The organism is Lunatimonas salinarum (assembly GCF_017811155.1).
Taxonomy (GTDB): Bacteria; Bacteroidota; Bacteroidia; order Cytophagales; family Cyclobacteriaceae; genus Lunatimonas; species Lunatimonas salinarum.
Map to the genome: position 1 here is coordinate 128,711 of NZ_JACVCV010000006.1, position 19,066 is coordinate 147,776.

General features: G+C 46.8%; 15 protein-coding genes. 10 read left to right on the top strand and 5 right to left on the bottom strand.

Annotated features, from left to right (window positions below; genetic code table 11):
• Nucleotides 1-43 precede the first annotated feature (43 nt).
• On the top strand, nt 44-1,012 hold the full coding sequence (locus IAQ59_RS09005) for a KpsF/GutQ family sugar-phosphate isomerase (RefSeq protein WP_209330468.1): 969 nt from the start codon (nt 44-46) through the stop codon (nt 1,010-1,012).
• Nucleotides 1,013-1,016: 4 nt separating this feature from the next.
• Nucleotides 1,017-2,090 (top strand): mannose-1-phosphate guanylyltransferase, encoded by a 1,074-nt coding sequence (locus IAQ59_RS09010; protein ID WP_209330469.1) that lies wholly within the window; start codon nt 1,017-1,019, stop codon nt 2,088-2,090.
• Nucleotides 2,091-2,105: 15 nt separating this feature from the next.
• Here the strand turns inward: IAQ59_RS09010 and IAQ59_RS09015 are convergent, their stop codons facing one another.
• The 3 genes from IAQ59_RS09015 to IAQ59_RS09025 are packed head-to-tail and all read right to left on the bottom strand — an operon-like array spanning nt 2,106 to nt 5,344.
• Complete coding sequence (locus IAQ59_RS09015) at nt 2,106-3,350, bottom strand: DNA recombination protein RmuC (protein WP_209330470.1); 1,245 nt, start codon at nt 3,348-3,350, stop codon at nt 2,106-2,108.
• 24 nt (nt 3,351-3,374) lie between these two features.
• Nucleotides 3,375-4,148: a 23S rRNA (guanosine(2251)-2'-O)-methyltransferase RlmB gene (gene rlmB / locus IAQ59_RS09020; protein ID WP_209330471.1), complete on the bottom strand. Its 774-nt coding sequence runs from the start codon at nt 4,146-4,148 to the stop codon at nt 3,375-3,377.
• Nucleotides 4,121-5,344, bottom strand: a complete 1,224-nt coding sequence (locus tag IAQ59_RS09025) for a GWxTD domain-containing protein (protein ID WP_209330472.1) — start codon at nt 5,342-5,344, stop codon at nt 4,121-4,123. The genes rlmB and IAQ59_RS09025 overlap by 28 nt, the downstream gene beginning before the upstream one ends.
• 72 nt (nt 5,345-5,416) lie before the next feature.
• Here IAQ59_RS09025 and IAQ59_RS09030 point away from each other — a divergent pair, with 72 nt between their 5' ends.
• Nucleotides 5,417-6,190: a class I SAM-dependent methyltransferase gene (locus tag IAQ59_RS09030; RefSeq protein ID WP_209330473.1), complete on the top strand. Its 774-nt coding sequence runs from the start codon at nt 5,417-5,419 to the stop codon at nt 6,188-6,190.
• A 60-nt stretch (nt 6,191-6,250) separates the two neighbouring features.
• Here the strand turns inward: IAQ59_RS09030 and IAQ59_RS09035 are convergent, their stop codons facing one another.
• Nucleotides 6,251-9,226 carry a glycosyltransferase family 117 protein gene (locus tag IAQ59_RS09035; protein ID WP_209330474.1) on the bottom strand — a complete coding sequence of 992 codons (2,976 nt, stop codon included), beginning with the start codon at nt 9,224-9,226 and terminating at the stop codon, nt 6,251-6,253.
• A gap of 425 nt (nt 9,227-9,651) precedes the next feature.
• Here IAQ59_RS09035 and IAQ59_RS09040 point away from each other — a divergent pair, with 425 nt between their 5' ends.
• The 6 genes from IAQ59_RS09040 to IAQ59_RS09065 all read left to right on the top strand — a co-directional run bounded on the left by IAQ59_RS09040 (nt 9,652) and on the right by IAQ59_RS09065 (nt 15,863).
• A complete protein-coding gene (locus tag IAQ59_RS09040) occupies nt 9,652-10,842 on the top strand; it encodes an NAD(P)-dependent oxidoreductase (protein ID WP_209330475.1) in 1,191 nt (396 codons plus the stop codon).
• A gap of 333 nt (nt 10,843-11,175) precedes the next feature.
• Complete coding sequence (locus IAQ59_RS09045) at nt 11,176-12,309, top strand: tetratricopeptide repeat protein (RefSeq protein ID WP_245189528.1); 1,134 nt, start codon at nt 11,176-11,178, stop codon at nt 12,307-12,309.
• A gap of 210 nt (nt 12,310-12,519) precedes the next feature.
• A complete protein-coding gene (locus tag IAQ59_RS09050; RefSeq protein ID WP_209330476.1) occupies nt 12,520-13,002 on the top strand; it encodes an Lrp/AsnC family transcriptional regulator in 483 nt (160 codons plus the stop codon).
• Between the two features lie 131 nt (nt 13,003-13,133).
• Nucleotides 13,134-13,685 (top strand): NUDIX domain-containing protein, encoded by a 552-nt coding sequence (locus IAQ59_RS09055; RefSeq protein WP_209330477.1) that lies wholly within the window; start codon nt 13,134-13,136, stop codon nt 13,683-13,685.
• Between the two features lie 19 nt (nt 13,686-13,704).
• A complete protein-coding gene (locus IAQ59_RS09060) occupies nt 13,705-15,096 on the top strand; it encodes an MATE family efflux transporter (RefSeq protein ID WP_209330478.1) in 1,392 nt (463 codons plus the stop codon).
• A gap of 38 nt (nt 15,097-15,134) precedes the next feature.
• Nucleotides 15,135-15,863, top strand: a complete 729-nt coding sequence (locus IAQ59_RS09065) for an SDR family NAD(P)-dependent oxidoreductase (RefSeq protein WP_209330479.1) — start codon at nt 15,135-15,137, stop codon at nt 15,861-15,863.
• On the opposite strand, the gene IAQ59_RS09070 is transcribed toward IAQ59_RS09065, so the two are convergent.
• A complete protein-coding gene (locus IAQ59_RS09070) occupies nt 15,843-16,343 on the bottom strand; it encodes a SixA phosphatase family protein (RefSeq protein WP_209330480.1) in 501 nt (166 codons plus the stop codon). The two genes, IAQ59_RS09065 and IAQ59_RS09070, sit on opposite strands and share 21 nt — an antisense overlap.
• A 303-nt stretch (nt 16,344-16,646) precedes the next feature.
• Between IAQ59_RS09070 and IAQ59_RS09075 the strand changes: the two genes are divergently transcribed.
• Nucleotides 16,647-18,785, top strand: coding sequence for an outer membrane protein assembly factor BamB family protein (locus tag IAQ59_RS09075; RefSeq protein WP_209330481.1), 2,139 nt, complete (start codon nt 16,647-16,649; stop codon nt 18,783-18,785).
• The last annotated feature ends 281 nt before the right edge of the window (nt 18,786-19,066 follow it).

A 19,066-nucleotide genomic window follows, 5' to 3' on the forward strand; every position in this document is an offset into this window, starting at 1 on the left:
GTTTCCTACTTTTGTACAAATTTAATGATAAACAACAGCAAAATTGAAGTTAGCAAAAAATATTAAATTTAGTGCTATAAAAGTTCTTCAAAACGAGTCCGAGGCGATCAATGGGCTAGTTGAGTACATTGATGAGCAGTTTGAGGAGGTAATTGGAGTACTTTTAGGCACCTCGGGGAGGGTAGTCGTGACCGGTATCGGAAAGAGCGCAATCATCGCCAGCAAGATTGTTGCCACGTTGAATTCTACCGGCACCCCTGCCTTGTTTTTACATGCCGCTGATGCCATACATGGAGATTTGGGTATGATAAAACAGGAAGATGTTGTAATTTGTATTTCGAAAAGTGGGAATACACCGGAGATAAAGGTTTTAGTGCCTCTTTTGAAGCGGTTGGGATCCAAGTTGATTGCGCTGGTATCGCAAAGAGAAAGTTACCTGGCAGAACACGCAGACCACCTGCTGTTCGCTGGATTCAAGCAGGAGGCCTGTCCCAATAATCTGGCCCCGACCACTAGTACGGCGGTTCACATGGCCATGGGAGATGCACTTGCTGTCTGTTTGCTGGAAGCCAGAGGGTTTACGGCGGAGGACTTTGCACGCTATCACCCCGGGGGTGCGTTAGGCAAGCAGCTTTATATGACGGTAGGAGATTTGGTGGCCAAAAATCAACGTCCTGCTGTCGGTCTAGAAGCGGATCTGAGGGAAGTGATATTGGAAATAAGCACCAAGCGCCTGGGGGCCACCGTAGTGATGGATCAGGAAGAAAAGGTACGTGGAATTATTACCGACGGCGATCTCAGACGTATGTTGGTTCAAAATCCGGATTTGAGTGTAGTGAAGGCGAAAGATATTATGACTGTTAACCCAAAAACCATAGCCGTGTCGGATTATGCTATCCGGGCATTGAACAAGATGAAAGAATTTAATATTACCCAACTGGTCGCATTAGAAGCGGGTCGCTTCAGGGGCTTCGTGCACATACATGATCTGATGAAAGAGGGAATCGTATAATCCTATGGGTAGGCAGCCATATATTGTGATCCTTGCGGGGGGCTTGGGAGTAAAGCTTTGGCCCGAAAGTCGGCATGCGAAACCAAAGCAGTTTTTGGACCTATTGGGAACCGGTAGGACGCTATTGCAAATGACGTTTGACAGGTATGCCGCTAGGTTTTCCAAAGATCGTTTTTTAGTCGTTACCTCGAAAAGGCATGTTCAGCTGGTGCAAGAACAACTGCCGGAACTGGAAGAACGTCAGATTGTGGCGGAGCCGCTGCGTCGAAATACCGCTGCTTCGCTCTGCTTGTCCAGCTATATCATACAGCAGCTGGATCCTGATGCTACGGTTATTGTCAGCCCTTCGGATCAGGTGATTTTTAACGATGCGGCTTTTTTTGACGTGTTGGATGCAGCCTTAGAGGCATCCGTAGCGGATCATCGGCTCATAACGGTCGGTATTCAGCCTCATAGCCCGGATACTGGATTCGGTTACATTCAATACCTGGACGGCACTCCGGATCGGGCCAAAAAGGTAAAAACATTTACGGAAAAGCCGGATTTGGCGCTGGCCCAAACATTTTTGGAGAGCGGGGATTTTCTGTGGAATTCGGGCATTTTTGTATGGAAAAATCAAAGCTTCATCCGCGCTCTTGAAACCCATATGCCCGAGATGTCGGAAGTTTTTGAAGAAGGGGACGCTTACTATGGTACTCCGGAAGAAGCGGGGTTTTTGCGGAAAGCCTACAGTATGGTCAAAAACGTCTCCGTTAATGCGGGGGTGTTGGTAAAGTCAGATGCCGTCTATGTGGTACTTGGAGATTTTGGCTGGTCTAACTTAGGGTCATGGCGTACGCTGTATGATTTTAAAAACAAATCGGCGCAGGGAAATGTGACTGAGGGGAATGCCCTCCTGTTTGATGCCGAAAACTGCTACGTAAAAAGTAATCCGGAGCGCTTGGTGGTGGTGCAAGGACTAAAGGACTACCTTGTTACAGAAAATGAAAACGTATTGCTGATTTGCAAGCTGGGCGAGGAGCATAAGTTTAGGGAATTTCTCAATGGAGCGAAGGAAAAAGGATCGGAGTTTTTATGAGCTGGATGGCAAGGGTTAGCCTTCCTCTTCTAGTTTTCGTTGAAATTTTTCCGGAAGTGGCGCTTTAGAGGGAACGCCCATTTTGCGTAATTTCACGGCCTGACTCATGAGGTTTCCTTTGCCAGATGTTAGTTGCTTGATGGCTTGATCGTAGGCCTCAGAGGACCGTTCAAGATTTCTGCCCAAATCTTCCAAAGTTCCCAAAAAGCTTGCAAATTTGTCGTAAAGGAGCCCTCCTCGTCTGGCAATTTCCAGGGTGTTTTTGGTTTGGTCGTCCCGAATCCAGAGGTCTTTGATCATTTTCAGGACGGCTATCAGATTACTACTACTGATCATCAATATGCGCTTTTTATACGCATATTCCCAAAGCTGGGGATCCGCTTGGACTGCCGTCATATAGGCAGCTTCCATAGGTATGAACATGATCACAAAGTCCAAAACCTTCGAATATGACTCGTATTGTTTTCCCGAAAGTTGGTCTATGTGGGTTTTGATAGCCCTAAGGTGGCTTTTTAGTGCAGCCTCTCTGCCCTCCGTGTTTTCGGCACTGAAGTACCTTTCGTAGTCCAGCAGGGAGACTTTCGAATCTATAAGTACTTTTCGCTGATCCGGGTATACGATCGTCACGTCCGGTTGCATCCGTTTTCCATCGGGTCCTAAAAGGTAGCCCCCTGCTTCGTCCTTTAAGAATTCCTGCAGGTAATAATGCCGACCCGGCTCAAGACCGGAGTTTTGAAGAATCGTCTCCAGTATTGCTTCTCCCCAGTTGCCGCGGATTTTGGCGTTCCCTTTCAGGGCATTGGCAAGGTTTCGGGCCTCCTCGCTGATCTGCTGATTCAGCTCTGCCAATTCCTTGACCCTTCGCTCCAAAGAGAAACGCTCTTTGGATTCCTTGTCATAGGTCTCCTGCACCTTGTTGCGAAACGATTCCAGCTCCTTTCCAAAAGGGTGAAGGATGCGTTCCAGGTTTTCTTGGTTTTGCAACGAAAACTTCCTGGATTTTTCTTCGAGGATACGGTTTGCCAATTGCTCAAAGGCCAGCGCATTTTTGTCGTTCAGTCGAAGGGTTTCTGCCTGTTGCGCCCGCAGTTTTTCTTCCAGATGTTTTTTTTCCTGGGATAGGATGGAGTTTTGTACAAGCAACTCCTGCACCTTGACTTGTAGCTGTTCTGTCTTTGAAAGTTGGTCTCTATGGGATCTGAAAACCCAAATGACAACTCCCAACAGCAGTAAAAAGGACATGATGGCCAAGTGTTCCATTTGCATCCCTTTTGGTAAGACGAATTATTTTCGTTGCCGCATGGCTTCGTAAATCACTACCCCCGTGGCCACCGATACATTCAAGCTATCTACGTGGCCATGCATGGGGATTTTGACAAACTCGTCGCTGATACTCATCAAATCCTGCGAAATACCGTCTTCCTCAGAACCCATCACCAATGCGGTGGGGGCGGAAAAATCCGCCTGATACATCTCCCTGTCCGTTTTTTCGGTGACACTGACCACATTTAATCCCATTTTTTTGAGGTCTTTTACCGTGTAGTAGAGGTTTCTCGACCTGCATACAGGCAAAAAATTCAGGGCTCCCGCGGAGGTCTTCACGGCGTCGGAATTGATCTGTGCACTGCCCTTTTCCGGGATCACCACCGCATGTACACCGGCTACTTCTGCCGTGCGGCAGATGGCACCGAAATTTCTGACGTCGGTAATTCGGTCGAGGATCAGGATTAAAGGGGATATTCCTTTGGAGAAACACCCGTCAACCACATTGTCCAGTGATGCATAGGCAATGGAAGAAATGTAAGCCACCACTCCCTGATGGTTTTTGCGGGTAATGCGGTTCAGCTTGCCGTCCGGCACCCGGGAAACCGGTACTCGGTGTGCTTTGGCCAGTTGAAGTAACTCATCGGTCAGTTCGTTCTTCTGCTCCTTGAGCACAAGGATCTTATCAATGTCTTGACCTGCATGGAGCGCTTCCATGACCGCCCGTATCCCAAAAATATAGTCTTTTTGGCTTTCCTGCTTATTGATTAAAAAGCCACTATTCCGTTTCTCCATGCTGTGATGTTTCTAAACCACTCCGGCTGATAGGCCCTCGATCGGTTCAATGTGTAGTAATTTGGCGTCAAATTGTTTTTGATCCGCGCAAAGGTAAAGGTTATTTTTGAATTGGAGTTGCCTGAAAGGTAATTCCAGACCTCCCTGTCAGCCTGAAAATACACCTCCTGTGGAGGGCCCATAATGATGTAAACCATGCCCCTGTCGGTCATCCAACCCTCCTTAAAATCGGTAAAGAGAATATTGGCAAATTCTACCTGCCGAAAATATTCTCTAATAAGGTTTTTCGCTTTCTCCTCGTTTTTGGTCATTCTGATCCAGTATTCATCCAGCGCGAGCTTCTTGTTTTCTGCTTGTAGCAGGGTTTCATGTTCCCGGCGGGTAGAAATATAGGTGACCATTTGTACCATTTCCTCCCAGGTGGACACGCGAGGAAATGACTTGTGGGCGGTTTTGACTAGCAGACCGGTGGATGAACTGGTGTCTGATTGCACCAAGTAATATCCCTTGTCTTCGAATGGCTGGGGTACATTTATCAGAAACTCGCCTTTGTACTCCACCTCAATTTCCATCGGCACGGGGGCCGGTTTGGTTTCCATGGGAGGAAGGGGCACCGGAAATTCCTGTGGGTAATAAAAATGATGTAAGTTGACATTTCTACCTCCTTTAAACAGCAGCGATTCGCCGACATTTAGATAGGGTTGGTCAAAGGGCACGTCATTACCGAAATAGGCAGCAAATTCCGGGTGGTCAGTGACAAAGGGACTGATCAAATCGATATGGTATATGTATTCGTCCCCTTGACGGGCATCCTTTGCCATGAAGACTGCATAGGCGGCGTCTTGGGAGGCCGGAATGGTCACCTCCTCCTCAAATACAAAGTGCCGATTGGTGTCCTTCTTTAGCGATTCTGCATCCAGCGCAATGACCATGTCATCCGAAATTTCTTCTTGGAAGCCCGAAACAACCATATAGGAAAAGAGGTAATTTTCAAAATCCAGATTTTCCTCGATCTTATCCGCTACCAGCTGAAGTCGGAATGCCCTGTCGCCAGTTTTTAGAGGGATGATTTTTAGCGCAATCCTCGAATACCGCGAATATCGCAAGTTTTGGTTCATCTCTCCAAGTGTGACCTGACCCACGGCTAGCGTGCTGGTCAATAGTGCGAAAAACAGCCCCGGAATAATGTGTTTCATAGTCAACGTCTTTGTTTTTTGTCGTCGGTGTTAAAAATAACCTTAATTTTGCCCAAAATAACAAAATTTTAAATGGCTACCTATACAACGGAAATCGCCTCCGATAAGTTGGTAAGTGATAACCCTATTCATCAACGCCTCCTAAAGGCCTATATTGCTGCTTTGCCATGGGTTCAGGGCAAGCTGTTGGAAATAGGCTGTGGTGAAGGTCGGGGGGTGGAAGTGTTGGCACCGAAGGCGGATTCGTACTTGGGATTAGACAAAATAGGCGAGGTGATTGTTCGATTGAGATCGAAGTTTCCGTCATATGCTTTTGAACAATCGGTGATTCCTCCCTTTAAGTCTTTGGAATCCAATGCCTTTGATTGCATTGTCAGCTTTCAGGTGATCGAACATATCCGGGAAGATAGATTGTTTTTGGAAGAGATTTACCGGGTATTAAAACCGGGAGGCAAGGCGATAATCTCCACCCCTAATATCCATTTCAGTCTTTCCCGAAACCCTTGGCATATAAGGGAATATACCCCCGCGGAATTAGTGGATCTCTGCAGTGCAATTTTTACCGGGGTTGAGGCCAAAGGAATCGGTGGCAATGCCAAGGTCATGGCCTACCATGAGGCAAATAGGATTGCGGTAAACAAAATTATGCGGTGGGATGTGCTTAACCTCCAGCATAGACTTCCGGCTAGCATACTCAAACTTCCCTACGAAATTCTGAATAGGTTGAATCGCAATAGGTTGCGTCAACAGCAAGGAGACCGAGTCACAGACATCAGACACGAAGATTACCTGCTGCTTGATAGTCCCGATCAGGCGTTGGATCTGTTTTATATCTTGACCAAATAAAAAAGGCTATCTTTCCCCGGAGGGTAAGACAGCCTTGATCCTTGACAGGACAGGTGATGATTACCTGCGGTTCAGGCTTGGTATGCTTCCCGTTGGGCCGAGAAGTCTTTCAAACTCATTTTGGATACGGGTAGACAGTTCCGTATAGCCTCTTTCTCTAAGCACCGGGATGAAATAGCGTAACATTTCCACGGAGATACTGGCCTCTCTATCCATTGCCCGACTGGTACGATCGTAAAAATCAAGCATTTGAATGGCTTTGTCGGACATCTTTTCGATAATATCCAACGCTTGTTCGTCTTTGCCCAATTCAAATAACAAAGGTACAGATTGGCCACTTGCCAAGTCATATGGGATGGCCTCATGTGGAAATTTTTCAAGACTAAGATCCATGATTTCGGCAGCCCTCACGGTATCTTCCTCATCTATAAGCGCAATGGTAATGCTGTTCAGTACACTTCGATGATTGGAAGTAAAGCGCCTATATTCGTCGTCGTAGTAGTTCTCGGGCTTATTCATATTTCGGTAGGAAAACTCCGTCATTGCATTGTGATAGGCCAGGTCGGTGTTTACCAGTTCTTCTTGGTTATCCGGTTTCTGTACGGGCAGCAGGCGGTAAGTTAGCCCCTCCATGACCACATGACTACTTAGATCGAAGCCGATGGTTGCAAGGGAGGTGTTGTTGAAGTAGATCGGGCGTTTCCAGTCATTGGTAGCAATGAGATCCAGTAGCATCAAACTGCCTTTGGTAATGTAATTTCCTCTTACACCGATGTTCATCTGAGGGATGATTAGGTCTTCAAACTGGGGAGGAACCAATCCCTCCGCCGTGATGGCCTCGGTGTCAATATTCAGGGTAAGGTTTCTGGACGGTACGGTGTAAAGACTTCCAGAGTAATTTGAGGCGAGCTTTAAGAGTTCGCTGTTGCTTTTCAGTAGCCGGAGGTAATCCTTCAAAGGAATGGATTCCAAGTTTCTATCTACCACATAAAGCACATCGTTGGTGCCCTTTTTATAGTTGTCAAACTCAAGGGTAAAATCCAGGGCGGGGGAGTTGTTAACCGGACGTTCCATCTGGCGCACATACCAGTCGGTATCGAAATAGCTGAGCACAATCACACGGACGTCTGTTCGGAACCCTTCGACTTCCTGCACATACCACAATGGGAATGTGTCGTTATCTCCTCCGGTGAATAGGATAGCGTTCGGTTCGCAGGAAGCCAGAAAGTTTCTCGCCGAATCAACCGAAAAGAAGCGGTCGCTCCGGTCATGGTCATTCCAGTTTTGGGCTGCCATGATTATGGGAACGGGCAGGCAGACCATTGTAGCGATAAATGCAGCGGTTACCGCATTTTTGTTTACCTTTCTAAGTTGACTCGCCAAAGCCAACACGCCGAATCCGATCCAAATGGCAAATGCGTAAAAGGAACCCACATAGATGTAATCTCTCTCTCTGGGTTCCACGGGTGGGGAATTCAGGTACAGTACCAAGATTACGCCCATCATCAAAAAGAGCATCAAGGTGACCCAAAAGGATTTACTGTCACGTTTTGCCTGAAAAAACAGGCCGATAAGCCCTAAAATGAGCGGCAGCATGAAATAATTGTTGTGCCCCTTGTTTTCTTTGATGTAGTCAGGGAAATCGGTAGTCAGGGTATTCCAAATGCTGAGGTACGGGGCATCGCTGAGGTCGCTTTCCCGGCCGGAAAAATTCCACATAAAATACCTCCAATACATGTGCCCCAACTGATGCGTAAACATAAAGTATATGTTGTCCGCAAATGTGGGTTCTTCTCCCTCTCGTAGTCCCAGTTTAGACCGATAGATCTGTCGGTGCCGTTCTTGCGTGGAATAGATACGGGGAAGTAGGGTGGTCTTGCTGGGATCGTATACACTGACGAGTTGATAGTCAACGATCTCGTATTTTTCTTTCCCTTTTGCATAAACAGGCGCCCCTTCTTTCTGATCAATCACATCGGCTGTGAAATACTGACCGTGCATCAGCGGCCTGTAGCCGTATTGTTCCCTTTTTAGGTAGCTCACAAAGCTAAGTACGTCTCTCGGGTCGTTTTCGTTAATGACCGGGTCGGCATTGGCTCTTATAACGATCAATGCATAGGAACCATAGCCGATGAGAATAAAAGTAAGACAGAGCAGGATGGTGTTTAGGATGACCTTTTGGTGATTGATGGAGTAGATGATTGCGGCGATCAGTGCACCTACGAAAACAATGACAAAGAAAATAATGCCTGAACCAAAGGGTAATCCGAGGCTATTGACGAAAGAAATCTCAAGAGAACCTGCTACGCTTGGCAATCCTGGTATGATGATGTTATTGATAATAACCAATGCTACGCCACCCAAAACAAAGGCAGCAACTCCACCCAATAAGGTAGGCGTGGGGTATTTTTTGAAATATACGACCAACGCAAGCGCCGGAAGGGTAACCAAGTTGAGCAGGTGAACCCCGATGGAAAGACCAACCAAATAGGCAATAAATACCATGTATTGGTTTTCTTTCTGAGGATCCTCTATGACATCCCATTTTAAAAACGCCCAAATTACGATGGCGGTGAAAAACGATGACATGGCATAAACCTCCGCTTCTACTGCAGAAAACCAAAAGCTGTCTGAAAAGGTGTAGGCAAGAGACCCTATAATCCCCGCCCCCATCAGCATGGCGGTTTGTCCCATTGTTTCTTCCCCTTTCTTCACCTGAATTACCTTTCTTCCCAACAAGGTAATGGTCCAGAAAAGAAATAAAATGGTAAAGCTGGAAAATAAGGCACTTGCGATATTCATCCAATAGGCCACTTGAAGCCCATCTCCCAATGCCAAAAATCCAAACATGCGGTATATCAAAAGGAAGAACGGGGCACCCGGAGGGTGAGGGACCTGTAACTTATACGAAACAGCGATGAATTCACCGGGATCCCAAAAGCTGGCGGTCTCCTCCACCGTTAACACATAAGTCAATGTAGCAATAAAAAATACGGCCCAGCCAGTAAGGTTGTTTACCTTGGAGTATGAATACATGTGAATCTGCTTTAATACGGAAAAGCGAAAATAAAAAAATATTCAGGAATAACGGTTTTTTTAACCTATTTTAAAGCGTACACGTCGGGAGGGCAGGAGGGTTGCAGGTTTTTGATCGAATGTTTTGTGCCTAATCCCCATCTTTTCACATTAGGGCCGAAACACTCGTTTAAAATAATTAACGGATAGAAAAAAAATTATAGTAAATATAATTAATAAAAATCGGGATATTATTCTGTAACAAATATCCATTTAAAAATATTTGGTTGACATTCTGATTTATTGGCAAACTAAAGTTTTAACATGAAATATTTTTAAATTATTTTTTTTGCATTTTAAACACAGAAATTTGGTGTTTGAAAAAATATTTTCTTTACCTTTACATCGGTGATTTTACGAACAAATTTTTAAAAAACACAACAGCTATGAAAAACAATTTCGGGAAATTAATCAGAGTGGGGATCGTTGGTACAGGAGGTATCAGCAGAGGGTTGGCGAAGTTGATCGCAAGGCGTAAGGACATGGTTATCTCCAAGATTCTTACTAGGAGAAAGGGTGCTATCGAGGATTTGGGTGTAAACCAAGAATACTTGACCAATGACATCGATAGGATTCTGGAGCTATCTGATGTGCTGGTAGTAAGTACTGGAGACCCCATATATTCGACGAGAGTGATAGAGCATGCATTTACTTATGGTGTGCCCGTAGTAACGATGGATGCAGATACGCAGGTATTGACTGGGTCTTGGCTTTCCAAGAGAGGGGTGATTACCGAGGCGAATGGGGATCAACCGGGAGTCTTAGCTGCGTTGAACAAAGAAGTGGTGCAAATGGGCTTTAAGCCGCTCGTCTATGGAAATATTAAGGGGTTCCTAAATCAAAATCCCTCTTTGGAGGACATGTTGTTTTGGGCGCAGAAACAAGGGTATAGTTTAAGCTCTGTTACCTCTTTTACCGACGGTACGAAGTTGCAGATAGAGCAGGCATTGGTAGCGAACGGACTGGGAGTGGACATCTTAAAGCGAGGAATGATTGGGTACGAAACCCATGATTTTCAAGAGGGTGCTTTTGCCTTGGCCCAGGAAGCAGTGAATGCCGGAAAAGTAATCAGTGATTATATCATCTCCCGTGAATCGCCTCCCGGCGTATTTATCACAGCTACCCATCAGGAGGACTTGGCCCCTGAGTTGAAGACATACAAGCTGGGTGATGGCCCTTATTATTTATTGTATAAACCCACCCATCTCTGTTTCTTCGAAATTCCTGGTACAATTTTGGATTTGCTCCATCGTGATGAAATCCTATTGGACAATGGCAGCGTGCCGCATGCGTCAGTTGGTACAATTGCTAAACGTCGGTTGGAAGGCGGATCGGTCATATCCAAAGGCATTGGAAGCATGGATGTAAGAGGCGAGGCGATCAGCATCGCGGAGCAACCTAACCATGTCCCCATTGGCCTGATGAGTGAGGCCTACCTCAAGCGAACAGTAGAACCGGGACAGTTGATTACGTTTGACGATGTAGAAATTCCTGATTCTTTGGCTTACGACGCATGGAAGGAAACAATGGTCAATGTAGATCAATCTCCTCGCATTAGAGAATCGATAAAGAAATAAAAGGTAAGCTGTTAATTTTTTAATATAATTGCCAATCAAGTCTATTTGCTCAGGTTCCTGCAAGGGGATCGGGGTAGATAGGCTTGTTTTTTCTTTATTCCAATCCAGATAAATGGAAGATGAACCCTTCTTCTCATTTAAAAAGTTTCCGCTTGTGAAATTTATTGGATTTTAATTTTGTTACAGCATTTGATCAGACCAAAAAGCGGAGGTATGTGTGTGACGGCCAAGGACGCCAAAAAAATAGATCAGTTGTCGGTAAGCCGAATCATGGGTAGGGCGGTAATGACCTTTGCCCTAGCGATTGGCTTCATGCTCGTCGCTGTGGGTCAAATGCAACGTGATAGTGTCTTTACCAATATCGGTGGCAGTGCCGAGTACCTGTTGTTGGACCGTTCGTTGCAGTTTCGGATTACAGATGCCGTGAACAGCATGTATAATTTCGATTTCGAAACGGCGGAACGCGGGTTTTCGGTTTTGCGTTACACCTATCCGGAACATCCACTTCCCTATTTTTTAATGGGGCTAAGTCAATGGTGGAAGATAGCCGTAGACACGGAAAATGAAGTTCATGATGCGTCATTTTTGGCGTATATGGACCTGGCCATCGAGAAGGCGAAAGTCATGTACGACAGAGATCCGACGAATAAAGAAGCAGCTTTTTTTTTGGCGGGGGCTTATGGTTTTCAAGGCCGATTGCATAGTGAACGCGAGAGTTGGACCAAGGCGACATTTGCTGGCAAGAACGCCCTCAAGTATCTGGAGTTAAGTAAGGGAGAGGATGAGTTGAATCCGGAATTATTATTAGGTGATGCGCTGTTTAATTATTTTTCGGTTTGGATTCCGAAAAACTATCCGCTATTAAGACCGGTGATGGTGTTGTTTCCAAAGGGGGATAAAGATTTGGGAATCAGGCAGTTGGAAGACGTAGCTGAAAATGCTTTTTATGCCCGGGTAGAGGCGCAGTATTTTCTTTTTCGGTTGTATGCTTCGGAGGAGAGACAACCCTTTAAAGCGCTGAGTATTACGTCTTACCTGCATTCAAAATATCCAAACAACCCGTATTTTCACCGCTTCTTTGCGCGGCAACTTTATGCTGTGGGTCGGGGAGAAGAGGCCAAAGATGTTTCATTGGAAATCCTGCGAAGGATAGACGAAGGATGGACGGGATATGAGTCTAACAGTGGCCGGTATGCAGCGTTTTTTACCGCACAGTATTTTGATAAAGTTGGTCAAGTAAATGCCGCCAAAACATATTATCTAAAGACCATTTCTTTCGGGGAAGAGTCGGAAAGCCAAGAAAGCGGCTATCATTTGTATGCGTTGATACAGCTTGGAAAGATCGCAGTAGCCGAAAATGACAAAAAAAAAGCCAGAGGATACTTTGATCAGGTCAAGAGTTTAGCCAAGAGGAAGCATCCCGCCCACAAAGAAGCCAGGGATTTTATTAAAAAGAATAAGTTATAGGTTGGGTTTTCGCTGAGTTGATTCTTTAATTCAGCAGGAAATTTGACTTTTGTATATAAATATTGGGGCTTGGAGCTGTTTTTTTTGATTAAATAGCGAAATTTGTAACAATATTTCGTCCGTGCCGACGTTTTTTTCGTAAATACCTTTAAAATAAATTTAAAATAGATTAATTTTGCACCGCATATAATTCGGTAAATTCTTTAAAACATGGATAATTACGTAAAAGTAAAATTTGACAAGATAGATCGGAAAATCCTGGAGATCTTGCAAGCCAATGCAAAAATCACGAATGCCCAATTGTCAAAGGATATCGGTCTATCCCCCGCGCCTACCTTGGAGAGGGTGAAGAAGTTGGAACAAAGTGGCATTATCAAAAGCTATCATGCCAAGTTGGACCCTGAGAAAATCGGACTAGGTGTTAGCACCTTTGTTCTCGTAGGTCTGGTGGGTCACAACAAGTCAAACATCGAGGCTTTTATGAAGGAAATAGACCAGATTCCGGAAGTGATCGAATGTCATCACATCACCGGTACCGGCGACTTTATTCTTAAAATCATCTCTAAAGACATCACCTCCTACCAGAAACTAATGCTGGAAAAAGTCAGTGAAATCAAAGAGGTGGATTCAATGCAGTCCATGGTGATCCTGTCTACTTTCAAAGACAGCAAGGTGCTGCCCATTCCCGCATAATCAACAACGACAAAGTTGAAGCATTCATACAGAGGTGGCCAAATGGTCACCTTTTTTACTGCTTAAAAAGCAGTTTTTGTCATTATTCATTCGTGCAGTCAGGCGAAGCTGCCTACGTAAACTACTAACTCATGAAGAATCCATGGACTACCCTCTCGAAAACGGAAATCTACACCAATCCTTGGATTACGGTAGAGGAACATCAGGTGATCAATCCCAAGGGAGGTTCCGGCATTTACGGTCAAGTTCATTTCAAAAACATTGCCATAGGGATCATTCCCTTGGACAAGGAATTGCATACTTGGCTAATCGGTCAGTACCGGTATACCCTTGACGACTATTCCTGGGAGATTCCTATGGGCGGAAGTCCAATTTCCGACACCTTGGAGGCCGGGGCGATGCGGGAACTAAAGGAAGAAACCGGGCTCTCGGCCAAGAGATGGCGGAATATTTTGAGGATACACACGTCTAATTCGGTTACTGATGAGGTGGGTTTTGTATTTATCGCGGAAGATCTTACCGAGGGGGAGACAGACTTTGACGAGACGGAGGATTTGCAAATCCGTAAGCTGCCCTTTGTGGAGGCAGTTCAGATGGTGATGTCGGGCCAAATTACCGATGCCATCAGCATGGCGGGCATATTAAAGACGGAAAAAATATTGATAGAGGAAGGCAGGCTTTAAGCACGGCCTTTACATTGACATGGCATTACAAAATTATACAAAACACTTAGATGTCACCATAAAGCTTGCCTATCCAGTTATGCTGAGCCAATTGGGACAGGTTCTTGTGGGGGTCGCAGATAATATTATGGTGGGCCGCTTGGGTGCGGAAACACTTGCAGCGGCCTCCCTGGCAAATAGCATATTCTTTTTGATCCTCATGTTTGGGACGGGGGTATCCATGGCAATCACGCCATTGGTGGCGGTAGCGGATGGAGAGGGTAAGAAGCGTAGAATCTCCCGGATTTTCCAACACGGATTCTGGATCAATATCGTGTCCGGTATCCTGTTATTTTTGTTCGTTTTAGGGCTGTCACCGGGTCTTAATCACCTGGGTCAACCGGTAGAGGTGGTTGCATTAGCCATTCCCTATCTACTGATCATTACTTTTTCCTTGGTGCCGCTGATGTTTTTCCAAACATTTAAGCAATTCATCGAAGGGCTGTCTCAGACACGGCAGGCCATGACGATCACACTTGCCTGCAATGCAGTCAATGTCTTTCTAAATTGGGTATTGATATACGGTAACCTCGGCTTTCCTGCCATGGGTTTAAATGGTGCCGGGTGGGCTACGCTGATTTCCCGGGTGATGATGGCGGTAGTTATTTATATTTATGTTCAACAATCTGGTCGATACCGAGCCTACAGTCTGATTTATGGATTTGCGAAAATAAGCCGGGGTATGGTAAGCCGCATGTTGAAAATCGGGGTTCCCACAGGCTTTCAATTTGTGTTTGAGGTAGGAGCGTTTAGCACGGCCGCCATCATGATGGGTTGGCTAGGGGTGAATGCGCTGGCGGCACATCAGATAGCGATCAATTTGGCCTCCGTCAGCTACATGATGGCCTCGGGACTTGCCGCAGCGGCCATGGTCCGAGTCGGTAACCAATTGGGTAGAAGGGATATTCTTGCTTTAAGGGAGGTTGGTTTCTCCATTTTTGGCATGGTAGCGGTATTTATGTTCTTTTTTGCCGTTTTGTTTGTGGGTTTGCGCAATTACCTTCCGTTGATTTACATTGACGATCCGGGGGTTGTTCAAACCGCGGCGGTGCTGTTGGTGATTGCCGGGATATTTCAGCTTTCTGATGGTGTCCAAGTGGTGGGCTTGGGCGCCCTGAGAGGCCTGTCTGACTTGAAAGTGCCGACCTTGGTAACACTAGTCGCTTATTGGGTAGTCGGGTTGCCTTTGGGCTATATCCTCGCCTTTCCATTTGGTATGGAAGAGGTCGGCATCTGGATAGGCCTGCTTACGGGGTTGACTGCTACGGCGATCATGTTAATCTGGCGCTTTCATCGCATCAGTAAACGATTGCTAAAAGCGCAACATAATTCGGCGCTTGACAAGGAAGATCAAGTGTTGGCGCTAAAATGAAAGGGATATTTCCTATTCAACATAACAACTGCATTGGTATGCAAACAAGCTTATACATCGTAACAGGAAGTAGCAAAGGACTTGGGAGAGCGCTGGTAGAATCGTTGCTGCGGCGTCCCGACACAAAGGTAGTGGGCATTTCCAGATCGGAGGAGAAAGCCACAGAGCGTTTCTTTCCAATTCAATTGGATCTCAGTGATATCCAAACCCTGATCGGGAACTTGGATAGGGTATTTCCATCCGGTAGTTATCAGCGCGTCGTGTTGATCAACAATGCCGGATGGATCGGTGAAATTGGTCCCATGGGAGACTTGTCTCCTCTGGGAATAGCAACTGTCCACCTAGTAAATACGGTGGCGCCGGCCATTTTGACCAATGCTTTCATTGAAAAATACGGAAACAGTACCCCAGAAAAAGTCGTGATCAACGTGAGTTCCGGAGCAGCAAGAAAGGCCGTGGATGGCTGGTCCAGTTACTGTTCTTCCAAGGCAGCGTTAAACCAGTTTACCTTGGTGGCCCAGGAGGAGTCCGATTTAAAAGGCTATGGTATCCGGTACATCGCGCTGTCCCCTGGGATCATAGATACGCCGATGCAGGGTGAAATCCGGGCTGCCTCACAGGAGAGATTCAGTCAGTTGGAAAAGTTTAAGGCATTCAAGGATACCAATCAGTTAAGTACTCCTGCAGAAACAGCTGCAAAGGTCAATTACCTGCTGGATCATTTGGACGAATTTCCGGGGGTGCTGTTAGATGTCCGGGAGTTTTGATTTTGGAAAGTCGTAAAACCAAAAGCGGGTGTTTTCCGGTGATATTTCGTTCCAAGCGCCCGCGGATGATTGAAAGCCGAATTGCCCGCAAGTAGGCAGGTTATCCAGTTCTTCACCGAAGTGGTTCACCAAGTCCGTCATTCCGGGATTGTGTCCAAAGAAAAACACGATTTCATGCCTATTTTCCGTCTGGTGGATGGCATGTAAGAGCCCCTTGGTGCCGGCGTGGTACATGGATGCTAACGCCATGATTTTTTCTTTTGGGTATTGGAAAATAGATGCTGCCAACCTCGCCGTGTCCAAGGCTCGGACGGCGTCCGAGCTTACCATTAGGTCGGGTTTGATCCCTTTTTTAAGTAATCTAGTGGCCATTTCGGGGGTGTCACTAAGGCCTCTGTTGGCTAAGGACCGCTCGTGGTCGCTCCGGAAAGCATGGTCCCAAGAGGATTTGGCATGACGCCATATTACGAATTTTTTCATCTGTTTATAATTTGTTCTTTAGCGGTCAGATGGAATCCCTGCCTACCGGCAGGCAGGTCGCACGAATTACAGTCGTCCCTCTGTGTGTCGCTTGCGTCGTGCTCGATTTCATGTTTTTCAGCGGTCAGAAGTTTCGTGGTCTTCAGCTTGGTCAGTTCTCCGCGGGAACCAGCCCGAGCTGTTGTTTTTCGGGTTCTTTCACGACGAGCGCATAAAAGTGGATGATTTGTCAAAAGGAATCAACTTTTTCTTAAATTAAGCTGTCAAAAATCCAAAGACCTCTATTTGCATACCTTACTGTTTATGAAGATCATTTCCCCTACCTGCTTTGCCTGTCTGGTATTCTCTTGGCTCTTTTCCGGCTGCGGCACTTCCTCCGAGGAAGGCATCGGATCCCATGAAAATTGGGAGGTTAGTCTCGGAGACAAATTCAGTTCTCAATACTCTCATTTGGATCAGATTAACCGGAAAAACCTTGATCGCTTAGAGCTGGCGTGGACCTTTCGTTCCGGGGATTTGACAGAACGAAGAAATACGCAGATTCAGTGCAATCCCATCATTGTGGATGGCGTGCTCTTCGGCAGTACGCCTACGATGAAAGCCGTTGCGCTGGATGCAGGCACGGGGAAGCTTCTGTGGGAGTTTGACCCAAAGAAGGATTTTGAAGTTCCTATAACCGTCAACCGGGGGCTAACGTATTTTCGGGATGGATCGGGAGACCGGGTTTTCTTTTCCGCAGGATCCTTTCTGTTTGCGCTGAATGCGCAGACCGGTCAGTTGGTGCGGGATTTTGGGGATTCTGGGAAGGTTTCGCTGAAAGAGGGGCTCGGTGATTGGGCCAAGGATCTGTACGTCATTTCTACCTCTCCCGGGATTATTTTTGAGGACAAAATCATCGTGGGAACCAGGGTTTCCGAAAACAACGATGCCGCTCCGGGATACGTGAGAGCTTTCAACGCGTTTACTGGAGCGCTGGATTGGGTATTTCATACAATCCCAAGACCCGGGGAGTATGGGTATGATACCTGGCCTGTAGACTCTTACCAACGTGCTGGAGGAGCCAACAGCTGGTCCGGATTCAGCTTGGACGAAAAGCGGGGGATGGTGTTTGTCCCCACGGGCTCGGCTTCCTTTGACTTTTGGGGTGGGAATCGCCTTGGAGATAATTTGTTTTCCAATTCGGTGATTGCGCTCAATGCCGCCACAGGGGAACGGATTTGGCATTATCAGACCGTTCGGCATGACATGTGGGACAGGGATCTTCCCGCACCTCCCAATTTGGTTCGGGTGGTTCACAGCGGCAAGACCGTCGATGCCGTGGCGCAGATCACCAAAACCGGAAGAGTGTTTGTTTTTAATCGGGAGACGGGAGACCCCCTCTTCCCTATCGAGGAGATGGATGTTCCGTTGTCGGATCTAATGGGCGAGGTGGCCGCTGCATCCCAGCCACTGCCTGTGCTGCCTCCGCCTTTTGCCCGGCAGGTGTTTACGGATGAGGAAGTGACGGATATCTCTCCAGAATCTGGGGACTATGTGAGGGAGATGCTTAAAGGCAAACGCTATGGTCACATGTACATGCCTCCCAGTACGGAGGGGACGGTTGTCTTTCCGGGATTCGATGGGGGAGGCGAATGGGGTGGTGCTGCGTTTGACCCAACTTCCGGTTGGCTATACGTAAATGCAAACGAGATGCCTTGGATTCACACCATGGTTCCTACGTTCGATCAGGCGGGCGCCGGCTTGGGCAAGTCGGTTTATATGGTCAATTGCGGAATGTGCCACGGTCCCGCCATGGCAGGGGACCCAACCGGTGACTACCCTTCGTTGATCGGTGTGGGCGGTCGATTGGCGTCCGGGGAACTGGTGGACATCATCACCAAAGGTAAGGGAAGAATGCCCGGCTTTCAGCACCTCAAGGAGGCCGAAAGGGAAGCGGTCTTGGCGTACATCAACAGACAGGAGGGCTCCGAAGTGGATGCCCACGAAGAGGGCATGGAGTCAAATCTCGGAGCGGTTCCTTACACGCATACGGGGTATCATCGGTTTTTTGATCAGGATGGATATCCTGCCGTTAAGCCCCCTTGGGGAACTCTGAGTGCGATTGATTTAAACAAGGGAGAAATTAGCTGGCAGGTGCCTCTCGGAGAATTTAAGGAACTCACGGAGCGGGGTATTCCCAAAACTGGAACAGAAAATTATGGCGGACCGGTGGTGACGGCGGGAGGTCTGGTGTTTATTGGGGCATCTAAGGACGAGTATTTTCGTGTGTTTGACAAGGTGACTGGAGAGGAACTGTGGAAATACAAATTACCGGCGGCAGGCTATGCCACCCCGGCGGTATATGCCGTGAATGGCAAGCAGTACGTGGTCATTGCCGCAGGTGGGGGGAAGATAGGCACTGATCCTGGAGATTATTATCTGGCGTTTGCGCTGAAGGATTAGCGCGGTCAGCAGGTACCGGATTCTAAAGCATATTTCCGTTAGGGCTGTCAAATTCGATGTATTAGGACAAAGTTTCCCAACAAATAACGGTTGCATCGATAAGGAGGAGAGGTTTGGGTAGATTTCCAAGTTGGCTTTAAGGGTCGACCTCTGGAAGGGCGGATCAATTGTTGCCCTTCTTCGATGGTCATTTTTAGTGCTTTTAAGTGACTTGGATCGGATTTGGAAGGTTACTTGTTTTTTGGCACGGATAAGCGGGATGGCGTATCTTGCGGCAAGTT